We start from the raw sequence: 25,968 nt of genomic DNA, 5'->3' as shown, positions 1-25,968 counted from the left end.
TGCGTGTGTCAGGGGCCGAAAAACCGCTCCTGACCGTCGCCTTTAGGCTCGACTCTTTCGAATTTTCGTGTCACTCCGCTGCCATGAACCCCGATGTCAAAATTTGTGGTCTGAAGACGCCGGAAGCGGTGGATCGTGCTCTGGAGCGCGGCGCCACCCATATTGGCTTTATCTTCTTCGAAAAGAGCCCGCGCTATATCGAGCCTGATCTCGCCGGCGCGCTCGCCGAGCGTGCCCGCGGCAAGGCGCAGGTCGTTGCCGTCACGGTCGATCCGACGAATGACGATCTCGATGAGATCATGGCGCTGGTGAAGCCGGATATGCTGCAGCTTCATGGCAACGAAAGTCCGGAGCGTGTGCTGACCATCAAGGCGGTCCACAACGTACCGGTCATGAAAGCCATGTCGGTGCGCGATGCGGACGATCTGAAGCGGGTCGAATCCTATATCGGCATTGCCGACCGTTTCCTCTTCGATGCCAAGCCGCCGGCCGGCTCTGTGCTGCCGGGCGGAAACGGCGTATCCTTCGATTGGAGCCTGATGAGCTGGCTCGACGATCGCGTGGATTACATGCTGTCGGGCGGCGTCAACAAGGACAACGTCGCCGAGGCGCTTGCTTCCACCAAGGCCAGCGGCATCGATCTTTCCTCCGCCCTCGAGAGTTCGCCGGGCGTGAAGGATCTCGGCAAGATCGACCAGTTTTTCGACGCTTTTGCAGAAGCATGCCTGCCGGAACCGGCAGCAGGGAGTAGAAAGTGAACCAGACGCCTAAACCCAATTCCTTCCGCTCCGGCCCCGATGAAGACGGCCGTTTCGGTATTTATGGCGGCCGTTTCGTTGCCGAAACGCTCATGCCGCTGATCCTGGACCTGCAGGAGGAATGGAATAAGGCGAAGGACGATCCGGCCTTCCAGGCGGAGCTGAAGGATCTCGGCACGCATTATATTGGCCGTCCGAGCCCGCTTTATTTCGCCGAGCGCCTGACGGCGGAGCTTGGCGGCGCCAAAATCTATTTCAAGCGCGAAGAGCTGAACCACACCGGCTCGCACAAGATCAACAACTGCATCGGCCAGATCCTGCTCGCAAAGCGCATGGGCAAGACCCGCATCATCGCCGAAACCGGCGCCGGCCAGCATGGCGTTGCGTCGGCGACCGTTGCCGCCCGCTTCGGCCTGCCTTGCGTCGTCTACATGGGCGCGACCGATGTCGAGCGCCAGGCGCCGAACGTCTTCCGCATGAAGCTCTTAGGTGCCGAGGTTATCCCGGTGACGGCCGGCAGCGGTACGCTCAAGGACGCGATGAACGAAGCGCTGCGCGACTGGGTCACCAATGTCGACGACACCTACTACCTGATCGGTACGGCTGCCGGTCCGCATCCCTATCCGGAAATGGTCCGCGATTTCCAGGCCGTGATCGGCACCGAGGCCCGCGCGCAGATTCTGGAGGCCGAAGGCCGGCTGCCGGATCTCGTCATTGCGGCCGTCGGCGGCGGCTCGAATGCCATCGGCATCTTCCATCCCTTCCTCGATGACGAAGGCGTCAAGATCGTCGGCGTCGAAGCCGGCGGCAAGGGGCTGCAGGGCGACGAGCATTGTGCTTCCATCACCGCCGGCTCGCCGGGCGTGCTGCATGGCAACCGCACCTACCTGCTGCAGGACGGCGACGGCCAGATCAAGGAAGGCCATTCCATCTCGGCCGGCCTCGATTATCCCGGCATCGGCCCGGAACATTCCTGGCTGAACGATATCGGCCGCGCCGAATATGTGCCGATCATGGACCATGAAGCGCTGGAAGCCTTCCAGATGCTGACGCGCCTCGAAGGCATCATCCCGGCGCTGGAGCCGAGCCATGCGCTCGCCGAAGTCATCAAGCGCGCCCCGAAGATGGGCAAGGACGAGATCATCCTGATGAACCTCTCCGGCCGCGGCGACAAGGACATCTTCACCGTCGGCAAGATTCTGGGAATGTGAGTTAGACGCCATGACCGCACGTATGGACAAACGCTTCGCCGCTTTGAAGGCTGAAGGCCGCCCGGCACTCGTCACCTATTTCATGGGCGGCGATCCCGATTACGAGACCTCGCTCGGCATCATGAAGGCACTGCCGGAAGCCGGCGCCGATGTCATCGAACTCGGCATGCCCTTCTCCGACCCTATGGCCGACGGCCCGGCGATCCAGCTTGCCGGCCAGCGCGCCTTGAAGGCCGGCCAGACGCTGAAGAAGACGCTGCAGCTCGCCGCCGATTTCCGGAAAGTCGATGCCGATACGCCGATCGTGATGATGGGCTATTACAATCCGATCTACATCTACGGCGTCGAAAAGTTCCTCGACGACGCGATCGCCGCCGGTATCGACGGCCTGATCGTCGTCGACCTGCCGCCGGAAATGGATGACGAACTTTGCATTCCGGCGATCCGCAAGGGCATCAACTTCATCCGCCTGGCGACGCCGACCACCGACGACAAGCGCCTGCCGACCGTTCTGAAGAACACGACCGGCTTCGTCTATTACGTCTCGATGAACGGCATCACCGGCTCGGCCCTGCCGGATCCGTCGCTGGTTTCGGGCGCCGTCAAGCGCATCAAGCAGCACACCGAACTGCCCGTCTGCGTCGGCTTTGGCGTCAAGACGGCCGAGCATGCCAAGCTCATCGGCGCTGCCGCTGACGGCGTCGTCGTCGGCACCGCCATCGTCAACCAGATCGCTACCAGCCTCAATAAGGATGGCAAGGCGACCGCCGATACCATCCAGGCTGTTGCGACCCTGGTGCGCGGTCTGTCGACAGGCACTCGTTCCGCCCGCCTTGTTGCCGCCGAATAGTTTCCCCATATAGGCCTCTCCCCCAATCCCCTGCGGATTGAGGGAAAAGCCCTATGGGCATTTGGTGACGACTGGGATATCGATACATTCGGTCGATTAGGAGTTTCGAATTGAACTGGATCACGAACTACGTCCGCCCGCGGATCAATTCCATGCTGGGCCGTCGCGAGGTTCCGGAGAATCTCTGGATCAAGTGCCCGGAAACGGGCGAAATGGTCTTCCACAAGGATCTGGAAGAGAACAAGTGGGTCATCCCCGCGTCCGGTTTCCACATGAAGATGCCGGCCAAAGCCCGCCTTGCCGATCTCTTCGACAATGGCGAATACGAAGCCCTGCCGCAGCCGAGGGTGGCGCAGGACCCGCTGAAGTTCCGCGACTCGAAGAAATACACCGACCGCCTCAAGGACAGCCGCTTGAAGACCGAGCAGGAGGATACGATCCTTTCCGGCCTCGGCAAGGTTCGCGGCCTGAAGCTTGTAGCCGTCGTGCATGAATTCAACTTCATCGGCGGTTCGCTCGGGATGGCTGCCGGCGAAGCCATCGTGAAGGCTTTCGAGCGCGCCATCGCCGAAAAGTGCCCGCTGGTCATGTTCCCGGCTTCGGGCGGCGCCCGCATGCAGGAAGGCATTCTGTCGCTGATGCAGCTGCCGCGCACGACGGTTGCCGTCGACATGCTGAAGGAAGCAGGCCAGCCCTATGTCGTGGTTTTGACCAATCCGACGACCGGCGGCGTCACAGCTTCTTATGCCATGCTGGGCGACATTCATCTCGCGGAACCCGGCGCCGAAATCGGCTTTGCCGGCAAGCGCGTGATCGAGCAGACGCTGCGCGAAAAGCTTCCCGAGGGCTTCCAGACCTCGGAATATCTGCTGGAGCACGGTATGGTGGACATGGTGGTCAAGCGCCACGACATCCCTGACACTCTGGCAACGCTTCTGAAGATCCTGACAAAGGCGCCGGCAAACGATGTGTCGGCCAAGAGCAAGAACGGCGCTGCACTGCCGGTGGCGGCGAGCGCCTGACATCATCGATTGCCGACAGGCGGAGGTGCGGGATGACGTCTATGGATCAGTCCGCAATGAGCGAGGCAGCACGCGAGATCGAGAAGCTCATGGGCTTGCATCCCAAGGGTCTCGATCTTTCTCTGGAGAGAATAACCAGGCTGCTCGATGCCCTCGGCAATCCTCACAGGAAATTGCCGCCGGTGATCCATGTCGCCGGCACCAATGGCAAGGGGTCGGTGACGGCATTTTGCCGTGCGCTGCTTGAAGCCGGCGGCTATGGCGTGCACGTCCATACCTCGCCGCATCTCGTCAACTGGCATGAGCGCTATCGCATCGGCGTCAAGGGCGGCCGTGGCAAGCTCGTCGGTGATGCCGTATTCGCCGATGTGCTGAGGCGCATCGCCAAGGCGAATGACGGGCAGAAGATCACCGTTTTCGAGATCCTGACGGCGGCGACCTTCCTCCTTTTCGCCGAGCATCCGGCCGATGCGGCTGTTATCGAGGTCGGCCTGGGCGGCCGGTTCGATGCCACCAATGTCATGTCGGACCCGGCTGTCTCCGTCATCATGCCGATTTCGCTCGATCACCAGCCCTATCTCGGCGATCGGGTCGAGCTGATCGCTGCCGAAAAGGCCGGCATCATGAAAGCTGGCCGCCCGGTCGTTATCGGCCATCAGGACTATGACGCGGCGCTCGAAGTGCTGATATCGACGGCCGAGCGGCTTCGTTGCCCGACTGCCGTCTTCGGTCAGGATTTCTCCGCTCACGAGGAATATGGCAAGCTGGTCTATCAGGACGAGTTCGGTTTGGCCGATCTGCCGCTGCCGCGCCTGCCGGGGCGCCATCAATATGGCAATGCCGCCGCCGCCATCCGTGCGGTCAAGGCCGCCGGCTTCGCCGTCACCGAAACCATGATGGAAAAGGCGATGACGTCGGTTGAGTGGCCGGGACGCCTGCAGCGGTTGACGGAAGGCGATCTCGTGCCGCACGCCCCCGAGCGCGCCGAAATCTGGGTCGATGGCGGCCACAATCCGGGCGCCGGCGAAGTCATTGCCGAGGCAATGGCGAATTTCGAGGAGCGTCAGCCGCGGCCGCTGTTCCTGATTATCGGCATGATCAACACCAAGGACCCCGTGGGATACTTCAGGGCCTTTGCCGGTCTTGCGGAGAAAGTCTATTGCGTGCCGATCCGGGGCAGCGAAGCCATGGTCGATCCGGTCATCCTGGCCAATGCCGCCTATGATGCCGGTCTTGTCGCCGAGCCTATGTCTGATGTCGTTGAGGCGCTGGATGCGATCAAGGCCGCCGCAGTACCGAACTCGCCAGCGCCGCGCATCCTGATCGGCGGTTCGCTTTATCTGGTCGGCGATGTCCTTGCGGACAACGGTACGCCGCCGCGGTGATTACGGCGGTTACTCCCCACATGCCCTCGTAGTTCGAGACGGCTCTTTAGGCCTCCTGACCAAGAGAACCACTTCCTTACTTGGCTCGCAACTCGCTCCGCCCTGATCCTGAACCTGTCGAAGGATCAGGGCGGCCCGTGGGGCAAGTGCAAACACAACATGGTTGCTCCTCAAGACCGAGGATGGCCGGTGTTCTCCAGCCAACAAAAAACCCCGCCGAAGCGGGGTTCTTGTTCCATGCAATCGATACCGATCAGGCTGCGCTGGAGATCCAGTTCTGCAGGGCCGTCTTCGGGGCAGCGCCGACCTTGATGTCGGCGACTTCGCCGGCCTTGAACATGGCAAGTGTGGGAATCGAGCGAACGCCGAACTGGGCAGCCAGTTCTGGATTTTCGTCGATGTTGAGCTTGGCAACCTTGACCTTGCCTTCGAACTGTACGGCGAGTTCTTCGAGAGCCGGAGCGATCATCTTGCACGGACCGCACCATTCGGCCCAGAAATCAACGACCACAGGCTCTGCAGACTGCAGCACTTCGGTGGCGAAGTTGGAGGTATCGACTTTAACGGTAGCCATAGGCTGCTCCTTACCAGGATTTGCGGGTTGCTAGATATGTGATGGCGCGGTGCCCATATGTCAATATTTGGTATTTCACTTTGTCTCGAGCTCCGCAAGCGCCGATGCAAGCCCCCCGTCCGAGAGCGTGTAGATCGAGGCATTTTCGGTATAGACCAGCATGCAGTCGACGCGCTTTCCCGGATAGAGCGGCGAAAGGATTTCGCGATAGATGGCAAGCTGGGCTTGGTGTGCGAAGGGGATAGAGCTTTCCTCGCCGGGCGGCACGCGATTCGTCTTATAGTCGAGAATGACCACGCGATCGTCCAGGTCGGCCAGCCGGTCGACGCGGCCGGAGACGGCATAGGACTGGCTGCCGAGCTTCAGTGTGCCCATGATCGAGACTTCCGCCTGCGCATGGGTGCTGAGCGTGCCTTGCAGATCCGGGTGCGACAGCAGCGCCATGACGGATTTCACCAATGCCTCTTGCTCGGCCTGCGGCCAGAAGCGCGCGGCCCGCTCGGCATAGCGTCGGGCGGCATCGGCGCGCTCCTCGGGCGCGATCTCGGGCAAGGTCTGCAGCATACGGTGAATGAAGCGGCCCTTTTGGAGGGCACGATCGGATTTAGCTTTCTCGCCGAAGAGCGCCGAAGTCACCAGCAGATCGTCGGCCTCCTCGTCGATGACCGTGCCGACGCCGGAGGGGCTGAGCGGCCGCGGAAGGTTCTTTTGCGGTGGAAGCGGCCGGCTGAGGCTGTCGGGCAGGCCAACATGTGCCGGGCGTTTCTCATGCTCTCCCGCGGTTTCGAATTCGAGCTGGACCTGCGCAACCCGCCAGCTCAAGCCCTGCCAATCGCCGTCAGGCCCGGAGAAGGTCTTCTGCGTGCAGTGCTGTTCGTCACTCCGCAGAGCGGCAGAGATCATCGCGTGCCAGGTATCCGCATTTTCGCGGATGCCGCGATAGCCGCAGATGATGAGCCGGTCGGCCGCGCGCGTCATGCCGACATAGAGCAGGCGGCGATATTCCTCCTCCGCCAGCGCCTGCAGCCGCACTGTATCGGCCTGCGTCAGAGAATTGGCGAGCGCGGAAACCGGAACCCAGACCGGCAGCGGGATCTCATCCCCTCTGGTTTCGATCAGCCGCATCTTCGGCAGATGCGTATGGGTAAAGGCCTTGCCGCCGCCATCGACGAGGAAGACGATCGGCGCCTCCAGCCCCTTCGAGGCATGTACCGTCATGATCCGCACTTCGTTGCGGCCCTTGTCCTGCTCGCGCTTGACCGTCGGCGCTTCCAGTTCCAGCGTCGAGATGAAGGATTGGAGGCCGGGCAGGCCGCTCGTCTCGTGGTCGAGCGTGAAGGTCAGGAATTCGTCGAGGATATCGCTGACCTCAGTGCCGAGCCGCGCCAGAAACTTGCGCCTGCCGCCGAAGCTGCCAAGCACACGCGCATAGAAATCATGCACGGGAAGGCTCTTCGAGAGGGCAAGGAAGGCTCTCAGCCGTTCGACCACGGTGACGAAGCGTTCATGGTCGTCTCCCGCAAATCTCTGCAGGTGGCTCCAGACGCTTTCCTCGTCGTCGCGATAGGCGGCGACCGCAAAGACATCTTCTTCGCTAAGGTCGAACAAGGGGCTTTTAAGCAGTGCGCAGAGCGAGAGATCGTCCTCCGGCAGCAGCAGAAAGCGGCCGAGCGCCAGAAGATCCTGAATGGCGATATGGCTGGTCAGGACAAGACGGTCGGCGCCGGCAACGGGAATGTTGCCGCGCCGCTTCAGGGCGCGGGTCAGCGCGTTGACGAAGCTGTCGCGCTTGCGCACCAGCACGAGGATGTCGCCGGCCTCGATGAAGCGGGCCTTGCCCTTCTCGATGATCTTTTCCCGGCCGATAAGATTGCCGATCGTATGCGCCATCCGCCGCGCCAGAATGGCGGCGGGCGCACTTTCCGGCGTCGAATCGAAAGGCGCCGTCCAGTCCTCTTCCTTGGCGGCCGGCTCCGGCGCGATCATTTCCCAGAGATCGACGGCACCGGGATGGCCGATACGGCTGGAGCGATGCACTACCGGCTCGTTGACGGCGCTAAGCCCCCGGGCATTCTCCGGGCTGGTGAAGACATGGTCGACGGCACCAAGCACATCGGCCGTCGAGCGGAAGGAGAGGGGCAGCCGGATCGACGAGAATTGCTGGCCGCTGGCTGCCACGCGCCGCCGTGTGCGGTCGCTCTCCTCGGAAAAGCGCTCGGGACGGGCACCCTGGAACGAATAGATCGACTGCTTCTCGTCACCGACGGCAAAGATCGTGCGCAGTGTCGGCCGGGCGCTGTCGCCGGAGAAGAAATCCTCAGCCAGCGACTGGATGACGCTCCACTGGATCGGGCTGGTATCCTGCGCCTCATCCACAAGGATGTGATCGATGCCCTGATCCAGCTTGTAGTGGATCCACGGCCCGACATCCTTCTTGGTCAGAAGGTCTGCCGTGCGCGTAATGAGATCTTCGAAATCGAGCTGACTGCGCCGTTTCTTCAGCTCTTCGTAGTCGCGGTTCAGCCGATCGGCGAGAACAAGGGCGGCGTGGGTAGCCCGGTACATCCGCATCACCTTCAGCCGGTCGCGGCAGGTAACGACGTGGGCGCGAGCTTCAGCGACCGCTTCGGCGAGTGCAGGTGCATCGGCAAGCATGGCCTTGACGAAGAACTGGCTGTCCGACTTCGGTTCGCCCTTGCCGGTCAGCATGGCCTTTTCCAGGATCTCGGCGCGGGCAAGTGGATCCGCCTCGTGCTTGGCGAGGCGTAGCGCGTAGGCAGCTTCCTGAGCCTTGGCGCCACCCTTGTGATCGGCGAGCGTCAGGTACAGCTCCAGCGTTGCGCCTGAGAGGCCGGGCAGCGGCCAATATTGCTCGGCAATGCTCGTTTCCGTCTCGCCGGGCGAAAGGCCGAGCCGCGCAAGCAGCGCGGCCTCAAAGCCGCCCTTGCGTTCCGCGGCCTCGGTGAAGCGGCGGATGGCATTGCGGTTGCCGACGATATCGCCAAGCAGCGTCTCCAGCCCGGATTCGTCGCCGAGATCGAGCACATAGTCGAAAGCTCGCGCCAGTTCGGCATCACCATGCGGCGTCGTTGCCGTCAACAATGCGCGACGTGCGTCGTCGAGCAGGGTTTCGGCGGCCCTATCGTCAAGCACCGAGAAATGTCCGGCGACATTGGCCTCAAGCGGAAATTGATGCAGCAACGCCTCGCAGAAGGCATGGATGGTCTGGATCTTCAGCCCGCCCGGCGTTTCCAGCGCTTTGGCAAAGAGCCGCCGCGCCTCAGCGAGCTTGAAGATGTCAGGCTCCTTGCCCTCAACATCGGCAATGCGCGTCTTCAGCTCTTGGTCCGGCATTGTCGCCCAAGCCGCTAGCCGATCGAACACGCGGTTCGACATTTCGGATGCCGCAGCCTTGGTATAGGTAAGGCAGAGGATGGCCGAGGGCCGCGCGCCCGATAGCAGCAGGCGGATAACGCGCTGTGTCAGTACATGCGTCTTGCCGGAGCCGGCATTGGCCGAAACCCAGGCCGAGCGCTCGGGGTCGGAGGCGATCGATTGCTGGATCGTCGTCCAGCTGATCCAGACGGCAGGATCGTCGCTTTCGGGCAGGATGACGATGTCGTCGGCGGAAAAATCACTCATCGCCGCCGCCTTCCTGCTCGGTCTCGGCCGTGGACCATTCCGAAACGCGGGCGAGGTGATCGTAATCGCCGCCATATTCGAATTGCTGGGCCGGAATCAGCCGTGAGGAAAAACCCTTCTCGCCGGATTGCAGCAGTGAGATGAATTTCACCAGCTGATCCATCGATTCCTGCGCGAGATCCATAGCCGACTTCGTTTCCGTCTTGCCGCCGCGGCTGGAATGCTCGTTGTTGACCTGATCGACCTTGAAGCGATCGCCGGGCCGCAAGCGAACATAGAGCAGGTTCTCGGGCACCAGTGGGCCGATATTGCGGAAGGCGCCGGCCTTCAGCGCATAAGCTTCCAGTGCTAGCTGCGGATCGAGCAACGCACGCGCCTGCGGCGGCGAGGGATTATAGCCGGTCTTGTAATCGATGAGGTCCGCACCCTTATCGCTCTTGATATCGATGCGGTCGGCAACGCCCGTGAGGCGAATGCCGATCGGCTCGATCTCGACGCCGGCCGGCACTTCCGTCGCGGTTTTGCGAACGGCCGGCCGGCGCTCCGCTTCCCAGATAAGGAAAGCCCGCGCCACCTTGCGAAAGCGTGGCCGCCAGACACTGTCGACATGGACGGGCAGCCGCTCGGCATCGAAGAGCTCCGCGATAATGCGATCCATGGCCAGCGCCGCATCCGGCGTACCGGCCACATGCCCTTCGCGGACGAAGCGATCGATGATCTTGTGATAGAGTGTGCCCCGCTCGGCAGGGCCAGGATCGCGGTTGAACGGGTCGACCGGATCGAGCCGCAGCACGCGCCGGGCATAGATGGCATAGGGGTCGCGGCGCAGCCGGCCTACTTCGCTGAAGGAATAGCTCTTCGGCTGCAATTCCACGGGCGGCTTCGGTGCCGGGCGCAATGCCGGCGCCTGGTTTTCACCCTCGTCGATGATCGCAGCCCAATGGCGATATTGGTCGCCGCGGGCTTTCATGGCGTCTTCCAGTTCCTTGCCGCCGAGTGCGATCAGCCGCTGCAGCCAGCGCGACGCGACCGTCGGCGTCGAGCCCTGGCGCAGCGCGCGCGAATAGATCAGGTCGCGTGTGCCGTTCGCCATTTCGAAGTCGTGCGCGAGCTGGCCGATTCGGCGCTCCGGCGGCTCCAGGCCGATCTCTGTCTTCATGCTGCGCGAAATGAAGGGGTTGTTGGCCGTCTGCCCCGGCCAGGATCCTTCGTTCAACCCGCCGAGGATCAGCGTGTCGACGCTCTGCAGACGCGCTTCGAGCGTACCGAAGATGAAAAGGCGGGGATGGCTGAGTGCCCGCGGCTTCACCGCCTGGCCCACTGAGAGCGCGGCCACGATGTCGATCCACTGAACTCCGTCCGCCTCAAGCTGACCTTCGGTTTCGATCACATCTCGAAGGAGGCTGGCAAGCGTATCCCCGGCTTCGCCGGACCAGAGGCCCGCCAGACTGCCACGCTCGTCGACGGCCGCGGCTTCGAGGGCACGGCCCGTACGCTCGGCCCAATCCGAAAGTGTGAGGGGGCCCTCTGACGCGGGCAGGGAAAGCGCCGATATCAGCGGTTCGCATGCCGCAGTCACTCGCTGGGCCAGAGCCCGTGCATGCTCGATCGCCTCAGGCGGCAGGGCTTTGCGCCATTGGGGCGCATGGTGGTCATTGGCCTGTTCCGCCACGCGGTCGTTGAGCAGGGCTTCCAGCCTGCCGATATCGACGTTGTCGACGCCGCCCCTGAGCGCCAGGATTTCCAGCGCATCGACGCCCGGCTGATGCGTTTCAGCCGGCAGGCCGAACAGAGCGAGAGGATGTTTCAGCAGCGCGACGACAGCAACGGGATCGCCAGGGCGAAGAGACGCTTCCAAAAGCAATCGCAGCAGCGTGCCTTGCGGTGTCGCGTTCAGCGGCGTGCCGGCCGAATCGTCGGCGGTAATGCCGAAGCGGGCAAGCTCGGCTGCTACCCGTCGGGCAAGATTGCGGTCGGGCGTGATCAAGGCCGCCTGGCTTTCGCCGCCATTTCGGCCGGGTTTTTCCAGCGCCAGCCTTAAGGCGATGGCGATCGCGGTCGCCTCCTCACGCTCATTGGCCGCTTCGATGAGGGCGACATCGGCGAATGCGTCCGGGATCGCATCGGCGGCCAGCATCTTGCGCCAGCTTCCCCAGCCGCTTGTCGCCTTGGCCGGAGCCAGCGCGCGCGACAGGATCTGCGCCCGCATCTGCATGGTTTCAGCCGCATCTGCGATAGGCTCGACATCACGCCGCGTGACGCGCAACCGCTTCAGGAGCAGCGAAAGGCCATATTGCGGATGGCTGCGGGTGGTCGGATCGGCTCTTTCGCCAATGGATGTCTCCGGCGCAACAAGCTGCCAATCCTCCTCCGGCATCGCGAGATCGAGGCCGGGTAGCACGATGACACCTTGCGGCAAAGAAGCGACGGCCGCAATCAGCTCCGCCGTTGCCGGCACCGAGCCGGTCGAGCCGGCAATTATGACCGGCCCGGCATGCCGCATGGTGGAGATCCGCTGCGCTTCGGCCCGCAGAATGGCGTTGCGGTTGCGGGCGGGTGACGATTTGCCGAGTTCTTCGAGGCGCGCCGGCCAGAAGGCGCTGGCGATCGCCAGGAATTCGGCGGTGAGCTGCCACCAGAGCGCATGATCTTCAGCGCCGAGAGTGGCAAGCTCACTCCACTCGCGGTCCTCGGTCTCGAGCGAATCGATGAGTTCGGCGAGATTGCGCGCGAGCCATATGGCATCCGCCGGGCTTGCCGGCGCCACCAGCGGCGAGTCGGAGTGAATGTCGCGCACGATCTGCGGCAGTTTGTTGCGCCAGGCAAGGATCAGCCGCGCCAGTTCCAAGAGCCGCGCCGTATTGGCAAGCGGCTGTGCCAGATCGGCCGTTTCCGGCATGGCTTCCTCGAAATAGCCGCTGTCGTCATCGGTCTCGCCGAGCGGGCGAATTATGGGCAGGATGGCGGAACGGCCGCCGAGCAGATCGACGAATTCCGAGCGCAGCACGCGCGCCGCGCGCCGCGTCGGCAGAAAGATGCTGACCTTGGCAAGCGACAGCGGGTCGCTCGGATCATGGCGAAAATGCTCGGTCAGCCGTCCGTCGCAGAGCGCTGTCGCAAGCGTTTTCAGGAAGGGCAGGCCCGCCGGAATCGTCAGAATGCGCTGCCGGTGTCCGCCTGCCATAGGCTCACGCAAACGCCCGGAAATTCCGGATCGTTTCCTCCGCCTCGCCGACGGCCTCCGGCGTCCCCACAGTCAGCCAATGACCGTCGAGCATAGTGCCATAGAGCCGGCCGCGAGCGATGGCCTTGTCATAGTAGGTGTTGATGTTGAAGGCGTCAGCTGGCGCGTCGTCGAGAAACGACGGATTGATGACCAAGGTGCCCGCATACACGACGCCATTGCCGGTAACATCGCTGTAGCGTGAGAGTCGGCCATCGTCTGCCATGCTGAAATCATTCTTGCCGTTGTGGCCCGTCGTCTTGTTCAGCTCGACGCAGAGCATGCCGAAGTCCATGCGGTTCGCGTCGAAGAATCCGGCTAAGCGCTGCAGATTCGTCGGCTGGCCCTCCTTCTCCCCGATCCAGAAGAGATCCGAATTCATGACGAAAACGGGATCGCGGCCGAGCAGCTTCAGTCCCTTGGCCAACCCGCCGCCATTGTTCATCAGTGCATCGCGCTCGTCGGAGACTAGGATTTCAAGGCCGCGATAGCCTAGCAGATGCGCTTCCATCTGATCTGCGTGATGATGGACGTTCACCACAGCCTGCTCGACGCCGGCTTCCGCTAATGCATCCAGTGCATAGTCGATCATCGCCTTGCCGGCGATCTTCACCAGGGGCTTCGGAATAGTGTCGGTGATCGGCCGCATGCGGGTTCCAAGCCCCGCGGCCAATACCATGGCTTGCTTGATGGTCATCTCGTCTCGAACTCTCGATTCGCTGTCTGATTTCCATAGCACAAGGCCGGAAAGCCGTCGCGGGTCTTACCCGCTATACCTCGCCGATCCCGGCCTTCCCGCACCATTCGCGCAAGGGAGCGAGTGTTTCATGCTCGAAGGCAATGGCGAGATAGGCGAGCGTGCGCGGCATGTGCTTCAAATATCCCGGCTTGCCGTCGCGTTGCAGCAGCCGCACCCAGAGGCCGGCGAGCTTGCAATTGCGCTGCGCCGACATGATTGCCCAGCTCTTCAGGAACTTCGCTTGGTCGAAGCCGCCCTGAGCATGGCGCAGTGCAAGATAGTCGGCCATGAGCCGGTCATGCAGATCGCGCTCGATCGTCACCCGCGCATCCTGCACCAGTGAAGCCACATCGTAGGAGGTCGGGCCGATCATCGCGTCCTGGAAGTCGATGAGGCCGATACGCTTTATGCCCTTTTCCCGCGCCCGCCAGATGATATTCGGCGAATGCATGTCGCGCAGCAGCAGGTTCTTTTCCGTGTCGTCAAGCTGATCGATCAGTCTGTCCCAGATCGCCAGATAATCGGCTCGTTCCTCGTCGCTTGCCGGCGTGCCGCGCTTCCAGGGCAGATGCCAGTCGAGAAGCAGCCGCGCTTCCATCTTCATGGCGGTCCGGTCGAAATCCGGAATGTGATGGATGTGATCCGGCGTGACCGGGATGTCGCGGGGAATGGAAAGGCCGTGCAGATACGCGAGACAAGCGACGCTGGCGCGGTAACGCTCGGCAATCGGCTTCCCCTGATCGTCGAGCACGCCGTCGGTGCCGAGATCCTCAATGAGAAGGATGCCCTGGTCGTAATCGGCGGCAAAGATTTCCGGAGCGGCAAAGCCGTTCTCTCTGAGGATATTGGCGATCGCCACGAAGGGATAGGTATCCCAGGCAAGATGCGCGACCTTCGGATAGGGCTTGCCGTCGAGCACGGGCGGCCCCTCCGGCAGGCCCGGCCAATCCATCAGGATTATGCGGTCGCTGCTACCCCTCGGATGGACGTATTCGTAGGCCCGCAGCGAGGCATCGCCCGTGAGGAAGCGCCTGTGCGCGCCGCGATGGCCGTGCGCATCGAGGAAGGCGCGGATGGCAAGCACGCGTTCGATGCGCGCCTTCTGCTTGGCCGGCGCCGTGATAACGGCTCGCCGTCCTTCGCCTTCATGCGTGAGTTTTAGGTCGATACGCTCTTTCGGCAGCTCGGCTTCGGCCATTTCTGGCCATTCGACAAGGCAGATGCCGGTCTGCAGGGCCTCGTCGAAGCCGAGTTCCGTCAACTCGCTGGGATCGCCGAGGCGGTAGAGATCGAAATGCGAGACCGGAATACGCAGCTCATAGGATTGCACGAGCGTAAAGGTCGGGCTCGGCACATCCAGTTCGGCATCATCGGCCATGGCGCGCAGCAGCGCGCGTGCGAGCGAGGATTTGCCCGCGCCGAGATCGCCTGACAGTGCGAGACAATCGCCGGCCTTCAATGCCAGGGCCAGATCCTCGCCGAGCTGAGCGGTGGCCGTGTCATCTGCGAGGAAAAGGGAGATGCTGCTGTCGGAGGCTGTCATTCTGCTGCGACGGAGTGGGGCAGTACGGCCGAGGGTATCCGGCAGGTGACCGTCGTTCCCTTGTCTGGTTGGCTTTCGATGGAAACCTCGCCGTCATGCAGGCTGACGAAGCTTTCGACGATGGAAAGGCCTAGACCCGCGCCGCTGCGCTTGCCGCCTTTGCCGCCGGAGGCGAAGCGGTTGAAGACGCTTTGGATCAGCTCTTCCGGTATGCCGGGACCCTTGTCGGCGACCGAGAAGACGAAATCCGCGCCTTCGCGCCCGCATTTCAGCGAGATCGTCGATCCCTCCGGCGCGAAATTGGCGGCATTGGTCAGAAGCTTGAGCAGGATCTGCTTCAACCGCTGCTGATCGGCAACGATGGAGCCGAGATGAGCCGGTACGGTGATTTCGAGCGTCACGCCGCTTTCCTGCAGTCGGTCGGCGATCTGCATCGAGACTTCGTCGAGCAGGTCGCTGAGCACGATCTCGGAATAGTTCAGCCGCATGATGCCGGCATCGACGGTCGCGAGGTCGAGGATGTCGTTGACCAGCGTCAGCAGCACCGAAGACGAGGTGGAGATATGGTCGATATATTCGGCCTGCCGCTCGTTCAGGGAGCCGATGCCCGGCGTCTTCAAAAGGTCGGTGAAACCGATGATGTTGGTCAGCGGCGAACGCAATTCGTAGGAGACGTGCTGGACGAAATCGTTCTTCAGCTCGTCCGCCTTCAGCAGCGCATCGTTCTTTTCCGTCAGTGCCCGCTCGGCGCGCACGCTGTCGGTCTTGTTGACGAAGGTCAGCATGGTCTGCGCATTCGGCAGCGGAATGACGGCATAGTCGAGTACGAGATTGGAATAGAGCTCCAGCGTGCCCTGCGACGACGGCCGCTCGTCGTCGAAGCTGGTGATCTGCTCGGCAAACCGCTTCCAGCCATCGGGCCGGTCATAGGACGGAGTGCAGGCTTCGGCCAGCGTCTGGATATGCGTGCCAGGCTTGGCCTGTGCCTCGGTGATGTTCCAGAGGATGCGGAACGCCGGGTTGGACAGGCGGATGCGGCCATCGGGACCGAAAACGGCGACACCTTCGGAAAGGTGATCGATGGTTTCGCCCTGGACCTTGACCAGCGTGTTGTAGCGCGTTTCGAGATCGACCTGCTCGGTCAGGTTCTCGAATACCCAGGTGGCGCCGCCCTGCGGATGTGCGGTTGCAAAAACCCTGAGGATCTGGCCGTTGGGCAGGTGCCAGAGATCGGTCTGCGTATCGAGCGCGCGATAGACCGAAAGGACGCCGTCCTTCCATGTCTTCCAGTTCAGCTGCTCAGGCAGCTTCTTGGCGCCGCGCAGCCGATCCAGAAGCTCGCTATTGTCGGGCCGCTTCTCGAGGAAAGCGATATCGAGTTCCCAAAGCTGGACGAAAGCCTGATTGTAGAACTGCAGCCGCCGATCGCCGTCGAAAATCGCAACTGGTGTGGCCAGATGGTCAAGGGTTTCTGCGTGGCTCTTCAGCGTGCGCGCCAGCTCGGCCCGCACCGCTTCCGCTTCGGATACGTCGATGGCAATGCCGGCGGAACCGTTCGGGGCCTTCACGTCGACAACGTCGAAGAAGGTGCGGTTGCCATGGACGACGGTCGAGATCTTGTCGTGGAAGGGCGATTCCGGCGTGGCCGCAGCGCTAATGCGCTCGCGGGTCACCGTCGTCAGGAATTCCCGTCCTTCGCGCACGGCCTCATCGGTTGAAACCGCTTCCACGGCCTCGCCATAGGCCTGGTTGACCCAGGTAAGCTTGCCTTCCGCATCGCGCTGCCAGACCGGCAGATCGATGGCATCGAGCAGGTGCTGGAAGGTGGAAATCGAGGTCATCAGCCGGTCGCGCTCGATCTTCAGCTCGGCGAGTTCCGCGCGCAGATTGTTGAGTGCGATGAAGCGGACGAAGGCGCGTCCTCCCGAAATGCGCCCCTGCGCTTCGAGGATTTCGTCACGGTTGGTCTCGACCACCATGTCGAAACTCTGGCCGCTGCTCCGCAGCTTGTCGATCGCCTTGTCGAGATCGCCGGCCGACCATGATTTCAGCCAGCGTCCGAAAGCGAGGAATTCATTGTCCTGCGGCGCTCCGGTCTCGACCGGCAGCTGGCCGAGCAGCTCGGGCCGTGCATTCTGACCGTCCCAGATGACGATGCGGCGGTTCTTGTCGGCAATCAGCGCCTGATATTGCGAAATACGCTGGTTGGCATCGGAAAGAGCCGTGCGGATTTCCCGGCTTTCGCTTTCCATGTTGCCGCGCTGCCGGACCATCCACATGGTCGACAGAAGTGCGGCGGAAATCACGCCGATGATGACGGAGAAGACGGCCATTTCCGAGGAGGTGAAGAGGCGCATGCTCGTCTGCGCGGCGCCATTGCTCTGCGCAAGGACAGGTTCGGCCAAACCGCTTAACAGACCACCGAAAACGCTGAGCCTCAATAGGCGGCTCAGACGGGCGAGCCGGCCTTTGCCCTGCTTTGCTCCTGTCGAAAGCCGATATGCACCGCCCTGCCGCAACAGCGCCGCCGCACGGCGTAACGCTAGCTGATGCAGGTTGTCTTCCCCTTCAAACATAAGAGGTCTGTCTCCGTCCTCTAGAGCATGATGCCGAAAAGTGTAGGCGGTTTTCGGACGACATCATGCTCTACTTCTTTGATTTAGAGCGGATTCGGATTTTAGGCCGAATAGACCTAAAATCATCCGACTCTACTGTGCCGCATCCTGACAAGACATCCCATTTTCATGGCTCCGGGCATGCCCGGTTCGTCACGAATCAAGTGTAAAAACAATACTGCCTAGGAGAATCCGGGGGAAGGGAGCTGGCTAAAAAATAAGCCCCGGCATTTGTCAATGCCAGGGCTACAAGATGTTGTGGATACTGTCTGAATAATCAGTATCTGTAGTGGTCGGATTTGAACGGCCCCTTCGGCGTCACGCCGATATACGAAGCCTGCTCTTCGGAAAGCTCCGTCAGCTTCACGCCGAGCTTGGCGAGATGCAGGCGGGCGACCTTCTCGTCGAGGTGCTTCGGCAGCACGTAGACTTCGTTCTTGTAGTGTCCGGGCTTGGTGAAGAGCTCGATCTGCGCCAGCGTCTGGTTGGTGAAGGACGCCGACATCACGAAGGACGGATGGCCGGTGGCATTGCCGAGGTTCAGCAGGCGGCCTTCCGAGAGCAGGATGATGCGGTTGCCCTTGGCGAACTCGACCATGTCGACCTGCGGCTTGATGTTCGTCCACTTCAGGTTCCGCAGAGCGGCAACCTGGATCTCGTTGTCGAAGTGGCCGATGTTGCCGACGATCGCCATGTCCTTCATCGCACGCATATGGTCGATGCGGATGACGTCCTTGTTGCCGGTCGTGGTGATGAAGATGTCGGCCGAGGAAACGACGTCCTCGAGCTGGACGACTTCATAGCCGTCCATGGCGGCCTGCAGGGCGCAAATCGGGTCGACTTCCGTGACCTTGACGCGGGCGCCGGCGCCGGAAAGCGAAGCGGCAGAACCCTTGCCGACGTCGCCGTAACCGCAGACGACGGCAACCTTGCCGGCCATCATGACGTCGGTGGCGCGGCGGATACCGTCAACCAACGATTCCTTGCAGCCATACTTGTTGTCGAACTTCGATTTGGTGACGCTGTCGTTGACGTTGATCGCCGGGAAAGGCAGCAGGCTCTTCTGGCTGAGCTGGTAGAGGCGGTTGACGCCCGTGGTGGTTTCTTCGGTCACGCCCTTGATGGCGTCTCGCTGCTTTGTGAACCAGCCCGGTGAAGCCTGAAGACGCTTCTTGATCTGTGCGAAGAGGATTTCCTCTTCCTCCGAATGCGGGTTGGAGAGCACGTCCTCACCGGCTTCGGCGCGGGCGCCGAGCAGGATGTACATCGTGGCATCGCCGCCGTCGTCGAGGATCATGTTGGAGAGACCGCCATCGGTCCACTGGAAGATCTTGTCGGTGTAGATCCAGTAGTCTTCGAGGCTCTCGCCCTTGACTGCGAAGACCGGAACGCCGGATGCGGCGATCGCTGCTGCGGCATGATCCTGCGTCGAAAAGATGTTGCAGGATGCCCAACGCACCTGAGCGCCGAGTGCCACCAGCGTCTCGATGAGAACGGCTGTTTGAATCGTCATGTGCAGTGAGCCGGTGATGCGCGCGCCCTTCAGCGGCTGCGCTTCGCCGAATTCGGCGCGGCAGGCCATCAGGCCCGGCATCTCGGTTTCGGCGATTGCGATTTCCTTGCGACCATAGTCGGCAAGGCCGATATCCGCGACGATGTAGTCCTTTTCAGTGCTCATGAAGGTCTCCAGCCTGAACGATGCAGACGCGCCGCGGGCAGACGCCTCGGACGAATGCAACAAGAATTGCACGCTGACAGCGTGTGGATGATGCCGTGTATCAGGCTTCAGGGTGGAAATCAATAATGATATAAAGAAGTCTTTATGTCTTTATGTCCGAGATCTGACAGGCGGGAAAGCCTACATTTCCTCGCCGAACTTGTTGGCGACGAGCTGGTCGAGCGCCTCGAGCGCCTCGGCCGCCTGGTTGCCGCATGCCGTGACCAGCACGCTGCAGCCCGGGCTGGCGGCAAGCATCATCAGGCCCATGATCGAAGTGCCGCCGACCGTGGTGCCGTCCTTCGAAACGGTGATCGCGGCGTCGTAGGCTTCGACCGTCTGCACGAATTTCGCCGAAGCACGGGCATGCAGGCCCCGCTTGTTGATGATCAGGAGTTCCCGGGAAAGCTCGGTCATGGGGGCGGTGTCTGCCTCGTTATTTGCCGCTGAGCACACGGCTGGCCACGTTGATGTATTTGCGCCCGGCCTCGGAAGCTTCCACCAGTGCCCTTTCCATGTTGTTGTCGCCGCGCACGCCGGCAAGCTTTATGAGCATCGGCAGATTGACGCCCGCAATGACCTCGGTGTGGCCGCTGTTCATGACGGAGATTGCGAGATTGGAAGGAGTACCGCCGAACATGTCGGTGAGGATGATGACGCCATTGCCGTCATCGGCGCCCGCGACGGCCTGCAAGATATCCTGCCTGCGCTTGTCCATGTCGTCTTCGGGACCAATGCATACCGTTTCTATGAACTTCTGCGGACCAACGACATGCTCTACAGCATGCCGAAACTCTTCAGCCAGCTTGCCATGAGTGACAAGCACAAGTCCAATCATGATATTACTGCTCCCATGGCATATGCAAACAGGTGGCCCATATCGCAATGCAGCAATGTCGTCCACCGTGGGGGGACATCTTGGCGATGAAAAGACGAAGTGCAAGCTTAAAATACGGGATTTGCATGCCTGTTCGGGCCTAAATGGCCGATTCGTCGAAACTCGCGCCGATTTTCATCATTATTACGGCCAGCGGGTTCGCGGAGGTTGCGGACAAGCGGATCAACGGCAACCGGATACAATTGGCAATATCGATCTGCTCGTCCTCGGGTGGCATTCTTTCCGCTGTCGCCGGATCGACTGGCTGGACGGCAATGTGCATTTCGCCGCGGGGGACATAGGGCATCCGAACAATGCCGGTATAGCGGATTTCCATCAGGCCGGCGATCGAAGGCGGACACTCCGCGATCACGGAGCCGGTCTGCCCGGAGATCAGCACGCGATCGTCGGCGATCAAGCTAGCGGAAAGTCTGAGCGGTTTTGCTGCCGCCAGGCAGGAGAAGGCAAGGGTGGATTTGCCGCAGCCCGACGGTCCGAGAAACAGGAGCCCGGTCTTGCCGATGACGATCGCGGTTGCGTGGATATTGGTCGCTTCGCCGGTCATGCGGCCGCTCACGCCGGTGTCTGTGCGGGCAACGAGAGGATGAAACGCGCCCCGAGCAGTGTCGAGCCATCGCTGTCTGTGATATTCTCGGCGCGCAGCGACCCGCCATGCGCCTCGGCGATCTGCCGGCTGATGGAAAGGCCGAGGCCGGAATTCTGCCCGAAACCTTCCGATTCCGGCCGGTCGGTGTAGAAGCGCTCGAAGATGCGGTCGATGTTTTCGGCCTGAATGCCGGGGCCGTTATCTTCGATATAGATCACGCAGCGCGTCCTCGTGCGTGTCAGCCGGACAGTGATCTTGCCGGTGTCGGCGGGAACGAAGGACCGCGCGTTTTCGATGAGGTTGGTGACGATCTGGCCGATGCGGAGATCGTGGCCGTTGGCGATGAACTTCGCCTTGTCGGCCGGTTTGCGATCGACCACATATTCGATCTCTACGGCCTTCTTGCTGTGTCCGACCTGCCTCGAAATCTCGATCATGTCGCGCAGCAGCACTTCCAGATCGAGAGATTTCGCATCCGAGCGGGCAAGTTCGGCATCGAGGCGCGAGGCATCGGAGATATCGCTGATCAGGCGGTCGAGGCGGCGAACGTCGTGCTGGATCACATCCATCAGCCGCTTCTTGGAATCGTCGCTCTTGGCAAGCGGCAGCGTTTCGACGGCGCTGCGTAGCGATGTCAGCGGATTTTTCAGCTCGTGGCTGACATCTGCGGCAAAACTTTCGATCGCGTCGATCCGATCGTAGAGCGCAGATGTCATGTCGCGCAGTGCGATCGAGAGGTTGCCGATTTCGTCCTGGCGGGCCGAGAAATCCGGGATTTCCTCGCGCTCCTTCGCCCCGCCGCGCCGCACGCGGATGGCGGCTGCCGAAAGCCGGCGCAGCGGATTGGCGATGGTGGAGGACAGAAGCAGCGAAAGCACGACGTTGACCAGCGTCGCGACGCCGAAGACGCGCATGATTGCCAAGCGCTCGGCATGAACGATCTTGTCGATGTCGCCAGCCTGGGTTGACAAGAGCAGCACGCCGAGAACGGCGCGGAAGCGCTGGATCGGCACGGCGACGGAAACGATCAGTTCGCCCTTCTCGGTGGTGCGGACCACCGCGCCGCGCACACCCGTCAGCGCATTCATGACTTCCGGATAGATGGAGCCGTCGCCGCCTGGCGCTTCCTTGTAAACCGGCAGGTTGCCCGGCTGCAGCATCTTGTTGAGCAAGCCGCTGAACCAGTCGGACCAGCTCGGCTTCTCGTCGTCGACGGGCGGCAGATCGTAGCGCAGCACCTGGCCGCGGGAATAGAGATGGCGGCTGTCTAGCAGCAGGTTCGCATCGGCATCGAAGATGCGCGCGCGCGTGCGGGTCGGCGAGATCAGCCGCGTCAGCACCGGCGCCACCTTTTCCGGATCGATCGGGAATTCCAGGTCCTCGTCGTTCGGAACGGGCGTGATGCTCTGGCCTGCCTGAAGCTCCAGGAGTTTCTGCGGATCGATGGTGATGGAGTTGGTGTCGACCGATGCCGAGGCGGAAACGGCGCCCGCGATGATTTCACCCTGGGTCAGCAGGCTCTCGACGCGCGCGTCGATCAGGCCCTCGCGGAACTGGTTGAGATAGAGAATACCGCCGACAAGCACGACCAGAGCGGCAAGATTGAAGAACAGGATGCGCCGCGTCAGGCTCGAAAACACGGCATTGCCGAAGATGCGACGGATGAGCACGAACGGATGGGTCCAGCGTCGGCGCGCGATTCGAGCGCCGCTCGGGCTTTCCGAGTCGTCTATATCCCTGTGCTGCACCAGCTGTGCCAAGCCTACGGCCCTTTCGAAGAACGGGGTTCGCGACCCCGTCCGCATGCTCTTATTCCATTGTCCGCCGTATGGTCCAGTTAACTATCCGTATGGTCTAGCTAACTATTATGCTGCCTCGCGGAAGCGGTAGCCGACGCCATACAGCGTCTCGATCATATCAAAATCGAGGTCGACCATCTTGAATTTCTTGCGCAGCCGCTTGATGTGGCTGTCGATCGTGCGGTCGTCGACATAGACCTGTTCGTCGTAGGCGGCGTCCATCAGGGCGTCGCGGCTCTTGACCACGCCCGGGCGCTGGGCAAGCGAATGCAGGATGAGAAATTCCGTGACGGTCAGCGTCACCGGCTCGCCCTTCCAGGTGCAGGTGTGCCGTTCCTGGTCCATGACGAGCTGGCCGCGTTCCAGCGAGCGGGCCTGCTGCGTTGCACCTGGCTTGGCAGCTGCGGTGCTGCCGCCGGCGGCATTTGCGGCTTCGCGAGCCGAAGCCCGGCGCAGCACCGCCTTGACGCGCTCGACCAGCAGACGCTGCGAGAATGGCTTGGTGATGAAGTCGTCGGCGCCCATCTTCAAGCCGAACAGCTCGTCGATCTCCTCGTCCTTGGAGGTGAGGAAGATCACCGGCAGGTCGGATTTCTGGCGCAGGCGGCGCAAGAGTTCCATTCCGTCCATGCGCGGCATCTTGATATCGAAGATCGCCAGTTGCGGCGGCCGGGCAAGCAGGCCGTCCAGCGCCGAGGCTCCGTCCGTATAGGTCTCTACCTTATATCCCTCTGCTTCCAAGGCAATCGATACGGAAGTCAGGATATTGCGGTCGTCATCAACGAGCGCGATTGTCAACATGGTATTCGTCTCCGTCATCAGTGCGCGTCTCCCGGATTTGGAATCCAGCCCAGGCGGTCTGCCAGCTCGGTCGGCGGTAACCTGGCGCGCTTATGGGGATAAAGGTGGAACAAATTGTGGCAAAGATAAAGGGGAGGATTGTCGCGGCCAAAAACCCTTGCGCAATAGTTGTGCGGCGAAACGTCTCTCCACCCTTCATTCAAACGATTTAAAATTATCGCGATTTATTTAAATCGATTAAATACCTGATATTATTAAATATTTTTTGATGATGGCCCTTGTGCTTTTAAAAAGAGCCCTCTACGCTTTAGACAATTCTAACGGCCAAGCCCCTTTGTAGAGGAAAAAGTGATGGAGCAATTCGGCGTCCGTAATCCCGCGACTGAACTGGGATCGATCGGCCTGGGAGCCGCTGCCAGTGTACGCTATAATCTCATGGCGGCTCATCTTTACGAGGAGGCGATTCGCCGTCGCGAAGCCGATCTGACCGCCGATGGTGCGCTCAGGGCTTTGACCGGTCAGCACACCGGCCGTTCCCCGAAGGACAAGTTCGTGGTGCGCAACGCCACCACCGAGGATCAGATCTGGTGGGACAACAACAAGCCGATTTCTCCGGAGCATTTCGAGCTGCTGCACGAGGACATGCTGGCCCATGCCCGCGACAAGGACCTGTTCGTGCAGGATCTGATCGGCGGCGCCGACGTCGAATATGCTTTGCCGACGCGCGTCATCACCGAATTCGCCTGGCACTCGCTGTTCATCCGCAACCTGCTGATCCGCCCCGATCGCTCCGCGCTCGAAAGCTTCGTGCCGAAGCTGACGATCATCGACCTGCCGAGCTTCCGCGCCGATCCGGAGCGTCACGGCTGCCGCACGGAGACGGTGATCGCCTGCGATCTCGTCAACGGCATCGTTCTGATCGGCGGCACGTCCTATGCCGGCGAGATGAAGAAATCCGTCTTCACCGTGCTGAACTACCTGCTGCCGGAGCGCGGCGTCATGCCGATGCATTGCTCGGCCAATGTCGGTCCGGAAGGCGACGCCGCGATCTTTTTCGGCCTATCCGGCACCGGCAAGACGACGCTATCGGCCGACCCAACTCGCACGCTCATCGGCGACGACGAGCATGGCTGGGGCGAAAACGGCATCTTCAATTTCGAAGGCGGCTGCTACGCCAAGACCATCCGCCTGTCGCCCGAGGCCGAGCCGGAAATCTACGCAACGACACGCCGTTTCGGTACCGTGCTGGAAAATGTCGTGCTCGACGAGCATGGCCAGCCCGATCTCGATGACGGGTCCCTGACGGAAAACACCCGCAGCGCCTATCCGCTGCATTTCATTCCGAACGCTTCGGCGTCAGGCATTACGGGCCATCCCGAGACGATCATCATGCTGACTGCCGATGCTTTCGGCGTCATGCCGCCGATCGCCAAGCTGACGCCGGATCAGGCCATGTATCACTTCCTGTCCGGCTACACCGCCAAGGTTGCCGGCACGGAGAAGGGCGTCGTCGAGCCCGAAGCCACCTTCTCGACCTGCTTCGGCGCTCCCTTCATGCCGCGCCATCCGGCCGAATACGGCAACCTGCTCAAGGAGCTGATCGCCCGCCACGGCGCCCGTTGCTGGCTGGTCAACACCGGCTGGACCGGCGGCGCTTATGGCACGGGCCGCCGCATGCCGATCAAGGCGACGCGCGCATTGCTCGCCGCGGCCCTGAAGGGCGATCTCGACAATGTCGAATTCCGCGTCGATCAGAATTTCGGCTTTGCGGTTCCGGTTGCGGTCGACGGCGTCGATGGTGCCATCCTCGATCCGCGTTCCACCTGGGCAGATGGCGAAGCGTATGATGCGCAGGCGAAAAAGCTGGTGCAGATGTTCGTCACCAACTTCGCGAAGTTCGAGGATCATGTGGACGGCAACGTCCGTGACGCGGCTCCGGGGATGCCGGTCGCAGCGGAATAAGGAGCCCACGCGAGCCTTGACTCACGTGAAACTTATGACCCGCCCTCGTGTGTATAGCGAGGGCGGTTTTTTCTCGGGGGAATCCGACCACCACCCCTTCTCCCCTCGGGGAGAAGGGGCCAGAGGGGAGAAGGGTGCGGCATAGCAAAGGGATCATTCTTTGAAAAACAAGAACTTTCCTTTCCCGCAGCGATCCCCCTCACCCTGCCCTCTCCCCGAGGGGAGAGGGAAACATGCCGCGCTCCGCTCGAAGAGGCAAAGGCGAAGGAAACTCATCCTCGCCACAACCATATTTTCAACCGCGCATCAATGTGGGATAGACAGGCGCGGAGAAAATCATGGCCAGCGAAGCGCTTTACATCAACGACCGGATTACGATTGCCGGCTGGGAGCTGACGGAACAGTTCGTTCTGGCGGGCGGTCCCGGCGGTCAGAACGTCAACAAGGTCGCAACCGCGGTCCAGCTTTTCTTCAACATCCAGAATTCCCCATCGCTGACGGAGCGCGTCAAGGCGAATGCGATCAGACTTGCCGGCCGTCGCGTGTCCAAGGAAGGCGTTCTGATGATCGAGGCAAGCCGCTTCCGCAGTCAGGATCGCAATCGCGACGATGCACGCGAGCGCCTGAAGGAACTGATCATCGA

The 25,968-nt window shown here is 61.6% G+C and carries 19 protein-coding genes; 7 read left to right on the top strand and 12 right to left on the bottom strand.

All coding sequences use genetic code 11. The annotated features are described in order from the left end of the window. Nucleotides 1–83: 83 nt before the first annotated feature. From Q4Q11_RS16630 to Q4Q11_RS16610, 5 genes are all read left to right on the top strand, one after another. Nucleotides 84–758 (top strand): phosphoribosylanthranilate isomerase, encoded by a 675-nt coding sequence (locus Q4Q11_RS16630; RefSeq protein ID WP_112505208.1) that lies wholly within the window; start codon nucleotides 84–86, stop codon nucleotides 756–758. Next, nucleotides 755–1,969, top strand: a complete 1,215-nt coding sequence (trpB, locus tag Q4Q11_RS16625) for a tryptophan synthase subunit beta (RefSeq protein WP_113223164.1) — start codon at nucleotides 755–757, stop codon at nucleotides 1,967–1,969. Before Q4Q11_RS16630 ends, trpB begins: the two co-directional genes overlap by 4 nt. Before the next feature lie 10 nt (nucleotides 1,970–1,979). Beyond that, nucleotides 1,980–2,819: a tryptophan synthase subunit alpha gene (gene trpA / locus Q4Q11_RS16620; RefSeq protein WP_112505213.1), complete on the top strand. Its 840-nt coding sequence runs from the start codon at nucleotides 1,980–1,982 to the stop codon at nucleotides 2,817–2,819. Nucleotides 2,820–2,929: 110 nt separating this feature from the next. After that, nucleotides 2,930–3,841, top strand: coding sequence for an acetyl-CoA carboxylase, carboxyltransferase subunit beta (accD, locus tag Q4Q11_RS16615; RefSeq protein WP_112505216.1), 912 nt, complete (start codon nucleotides 2,930–2,932; stop codon nucleotides 3,839–3,841). 32 nt (nucleotides 3,842–3,873) lie between these two features. After that, nucleotides 3,874–5,226 (top strand): bifunctional folylpolyglutamate synthase/dihydrofolate synthase, encoded by a 1,353-nt coding sequence (locus tag Q4Q11_RS16610; RefSeq protein ID WP_498570172.1) that lies wholly within the window; start codon nucleotides 3,874–3,876, stop codon nucleotides 5,224–5,226. A gap of 253 nt (nucleotides 5,227–5,479) precedes the next feature. Here Q4Q11_RS16610 and trxA read toward each other — a convergent pair whose 3' ends face one another. From trxA to Q4Q11_RS16550, 12 genes are all read right to left on the bottom strand, one after another. Then, on the bottom strand, nucleotides 5,480–5,800 hold the full coding sequence (gene trxA / locus Q4Q11_RS16605) for a thioredoxin (RefSeq protein WP_015338194.1): 321 nt from the start codon (nucleotides 5,798–5,800) through the stop codon (nucleotides 5,480–5,482). A gap of 75 nt (nucleotides 5,801–5,875) precedes the next feature. Further along, on the bottom strand, nucleotides 5,876–9,442 hold the full coding sequence (gene addA / locus Q4Q11_RS16600; RefSeq protein WP_498570171.1) for a double-strand break repair helicase AddA: 3,567 nt from the start codon (nucleotides 9,440–9,442) through the stop codon (nucleotides 5,876–5,878). Further along, nucleotides 9,435–12,626, bottom strand: coding sequence for a double-strand break repair protein AddB (addB, locus tag Q4Q11_RS16595; RefSeq protein ID WP_498570170.1), 3,192 nt, complete (start codon nucleotides 12,624–12,626; stop codon nucleotides 9,435–9,437). Before addB ends, addA begins: the two co-directional genes overlap by 8 nt. 4 nt (nucleotides 12,627–12,630) lie before the next feature. Beyond that, on the bottom strand, nucleotides 12,631–13,362 hold the full coding sequence (locus Q4Q11_RS16590; protein ID WP_113336648.1) for a nucleotidyltransferase family protein: 732 nt from the start codon (nucleotides 13,360–13,362) through the stop codon (nucleotides 12,631–12,633). Nucleotides 13,363–13,435: 73 nt separating this feature from the next. Continuing rightward, nucleotides 13,436–14,947, bottom strand: a complete 1,512-nt coding sequence (gene tsaE, locus Q4Q11_RS16585) for a tRNA (adenosine(37)-N6)-threonylcarbamoyltransferase complex ATPase subunit type 1 TsaE (RefSeq protein WP_498570169.1) — start codon at nucleotides 14,945–14,947, stop codon at nucleotides 13,436–13,438. After that, nucleotides 14,944–17,523 carry a sensor histidine kinase gene (locus Q4Q11_RS16580; protein ID WP_113213342.1) on the bottom strand — a complete coding sequence of 860 codons (2,580 nt, stop codon included), beginning with the start codon at nucleotides 17,521–17,523 and terminating at the stop codon, nucleotides 14,944–14,946. The genes tsaE and Q4Q11_RS16580 overlap by 4 nt, the downstream gene beginning before the upstream one ends. Before the next feature lie 316 nt (nucleotides 17,524–17,839). Continuing rightward, on the bottom strand, nucleotides 17,840–19,240 hold the full coding sequence (gene ahcY / locus Q4Q11_RS16575; protein ID WP_498570168.1) for an adenosylhomocysteinase: 1,401 nt from the start codon (nucleotides 19,238–19,240) through the stop codon (nucleotides 17,840–17,842). 180 nt (nucleotides 19,241–19,420) lie between these two features. Next, a complete protein-coding gene (locus Q4Q11_RS16570) occupies nucleotides 19,421–19,696 on the bottom strand; it encodes an HPr family phosphocarrier protein (protein ID WP_113213340.1) in 276 nt (91 codons plus the stop codon). Between the two features lie 19 nt (nucleotides 19,697–19,715). After that, nucleotides 19,716–20,117: a PTS sugar transporter subunit IIA gene (locus tag Q4Q11_RS16565; protein ID WP_113213339.1), complete on the bottom strand. Its 402-nt coding sequence runs from the start codon at nucleotides 20,115–20,117 to the stop codon at nucleotides 19,716–19,718. A gap of 139 nt (nucleotides 20,118–20,256) precedes the next feature. Beyond that, on the bottom strand, nucleotides 20,257–20,721 hold the full coding sequence (locus Q4Q11_RS16560; protein ID WP_498570167.1) for an HPr kinase/phosphorylase: 465 nt from the start codon (nucleotides 20,719–20,721) through the stop codon (nucleotides 20,257–20,259). Nucleotides 20,722–20,729: 8 nt separating this feature from the next. Next, nucleotides 20,730–22,568, bottom strand: a complete 1,839-nt coding sequence (locus Q4Q11_RS16555; RefSeq protein ID WP_113213337.1) for a sensor histidine kinase — start codon at nucleotides 22,566–22,568, stop codon at nucleotides 20,730–20,732. 60 nt (nucleotides 22,569–22,628) lie between these two features. Further along, a complete protein-coding gene (locus Q4Q11_RS16550; RefSeq protein ID WP_498570177.1) occupies nucleotides 22,629–23,363 on the bottom strand; it encodes a response regulator transcription factor in 735 nt (244 codons plus the stop codon). 351 nt (nucleotides 23,364–23,714) lie between these two features. Between Q4Q11_RS16550 and Q4Q11_RS16545 the strand changes: the two genes are divergently transcribed. Together Q4Q11_RS16545 and arfB are read left to right on the top strand one after the other, a co-directional pair. Continuing rightward, entirely contained in the window at nucleotides 23,715–25,325 is a 1,611-nt protein-coding gene (locus Q4Q11_RS16545) for a phosphoenolpyruvate carboxykinase (RefSeq protein ID WP_113213336.1), read from the top strand. Between the two features lie 338 nt (nucleotides 25,326–25,663). Continuing rightward, on the top strand, nucleotides 25,664–25,968 hold a 305-nt coding region (gene arfB, locus Q4Q11_RS16540), incomplete at its 3' end, for an alternative ribosome rescue aminoacyl-tRNA hydrolase ArfB (protein WP_498570166.1).

It is taken from the genome of Rhizobium sp. UFLA01-1127 (assembly GCF_059803845.1).
The sequence above is the reverse complement of the archived record's forward strand: the minus strand, read 5'-3'. Positions and strand labels throughout refer to the sequence as shown.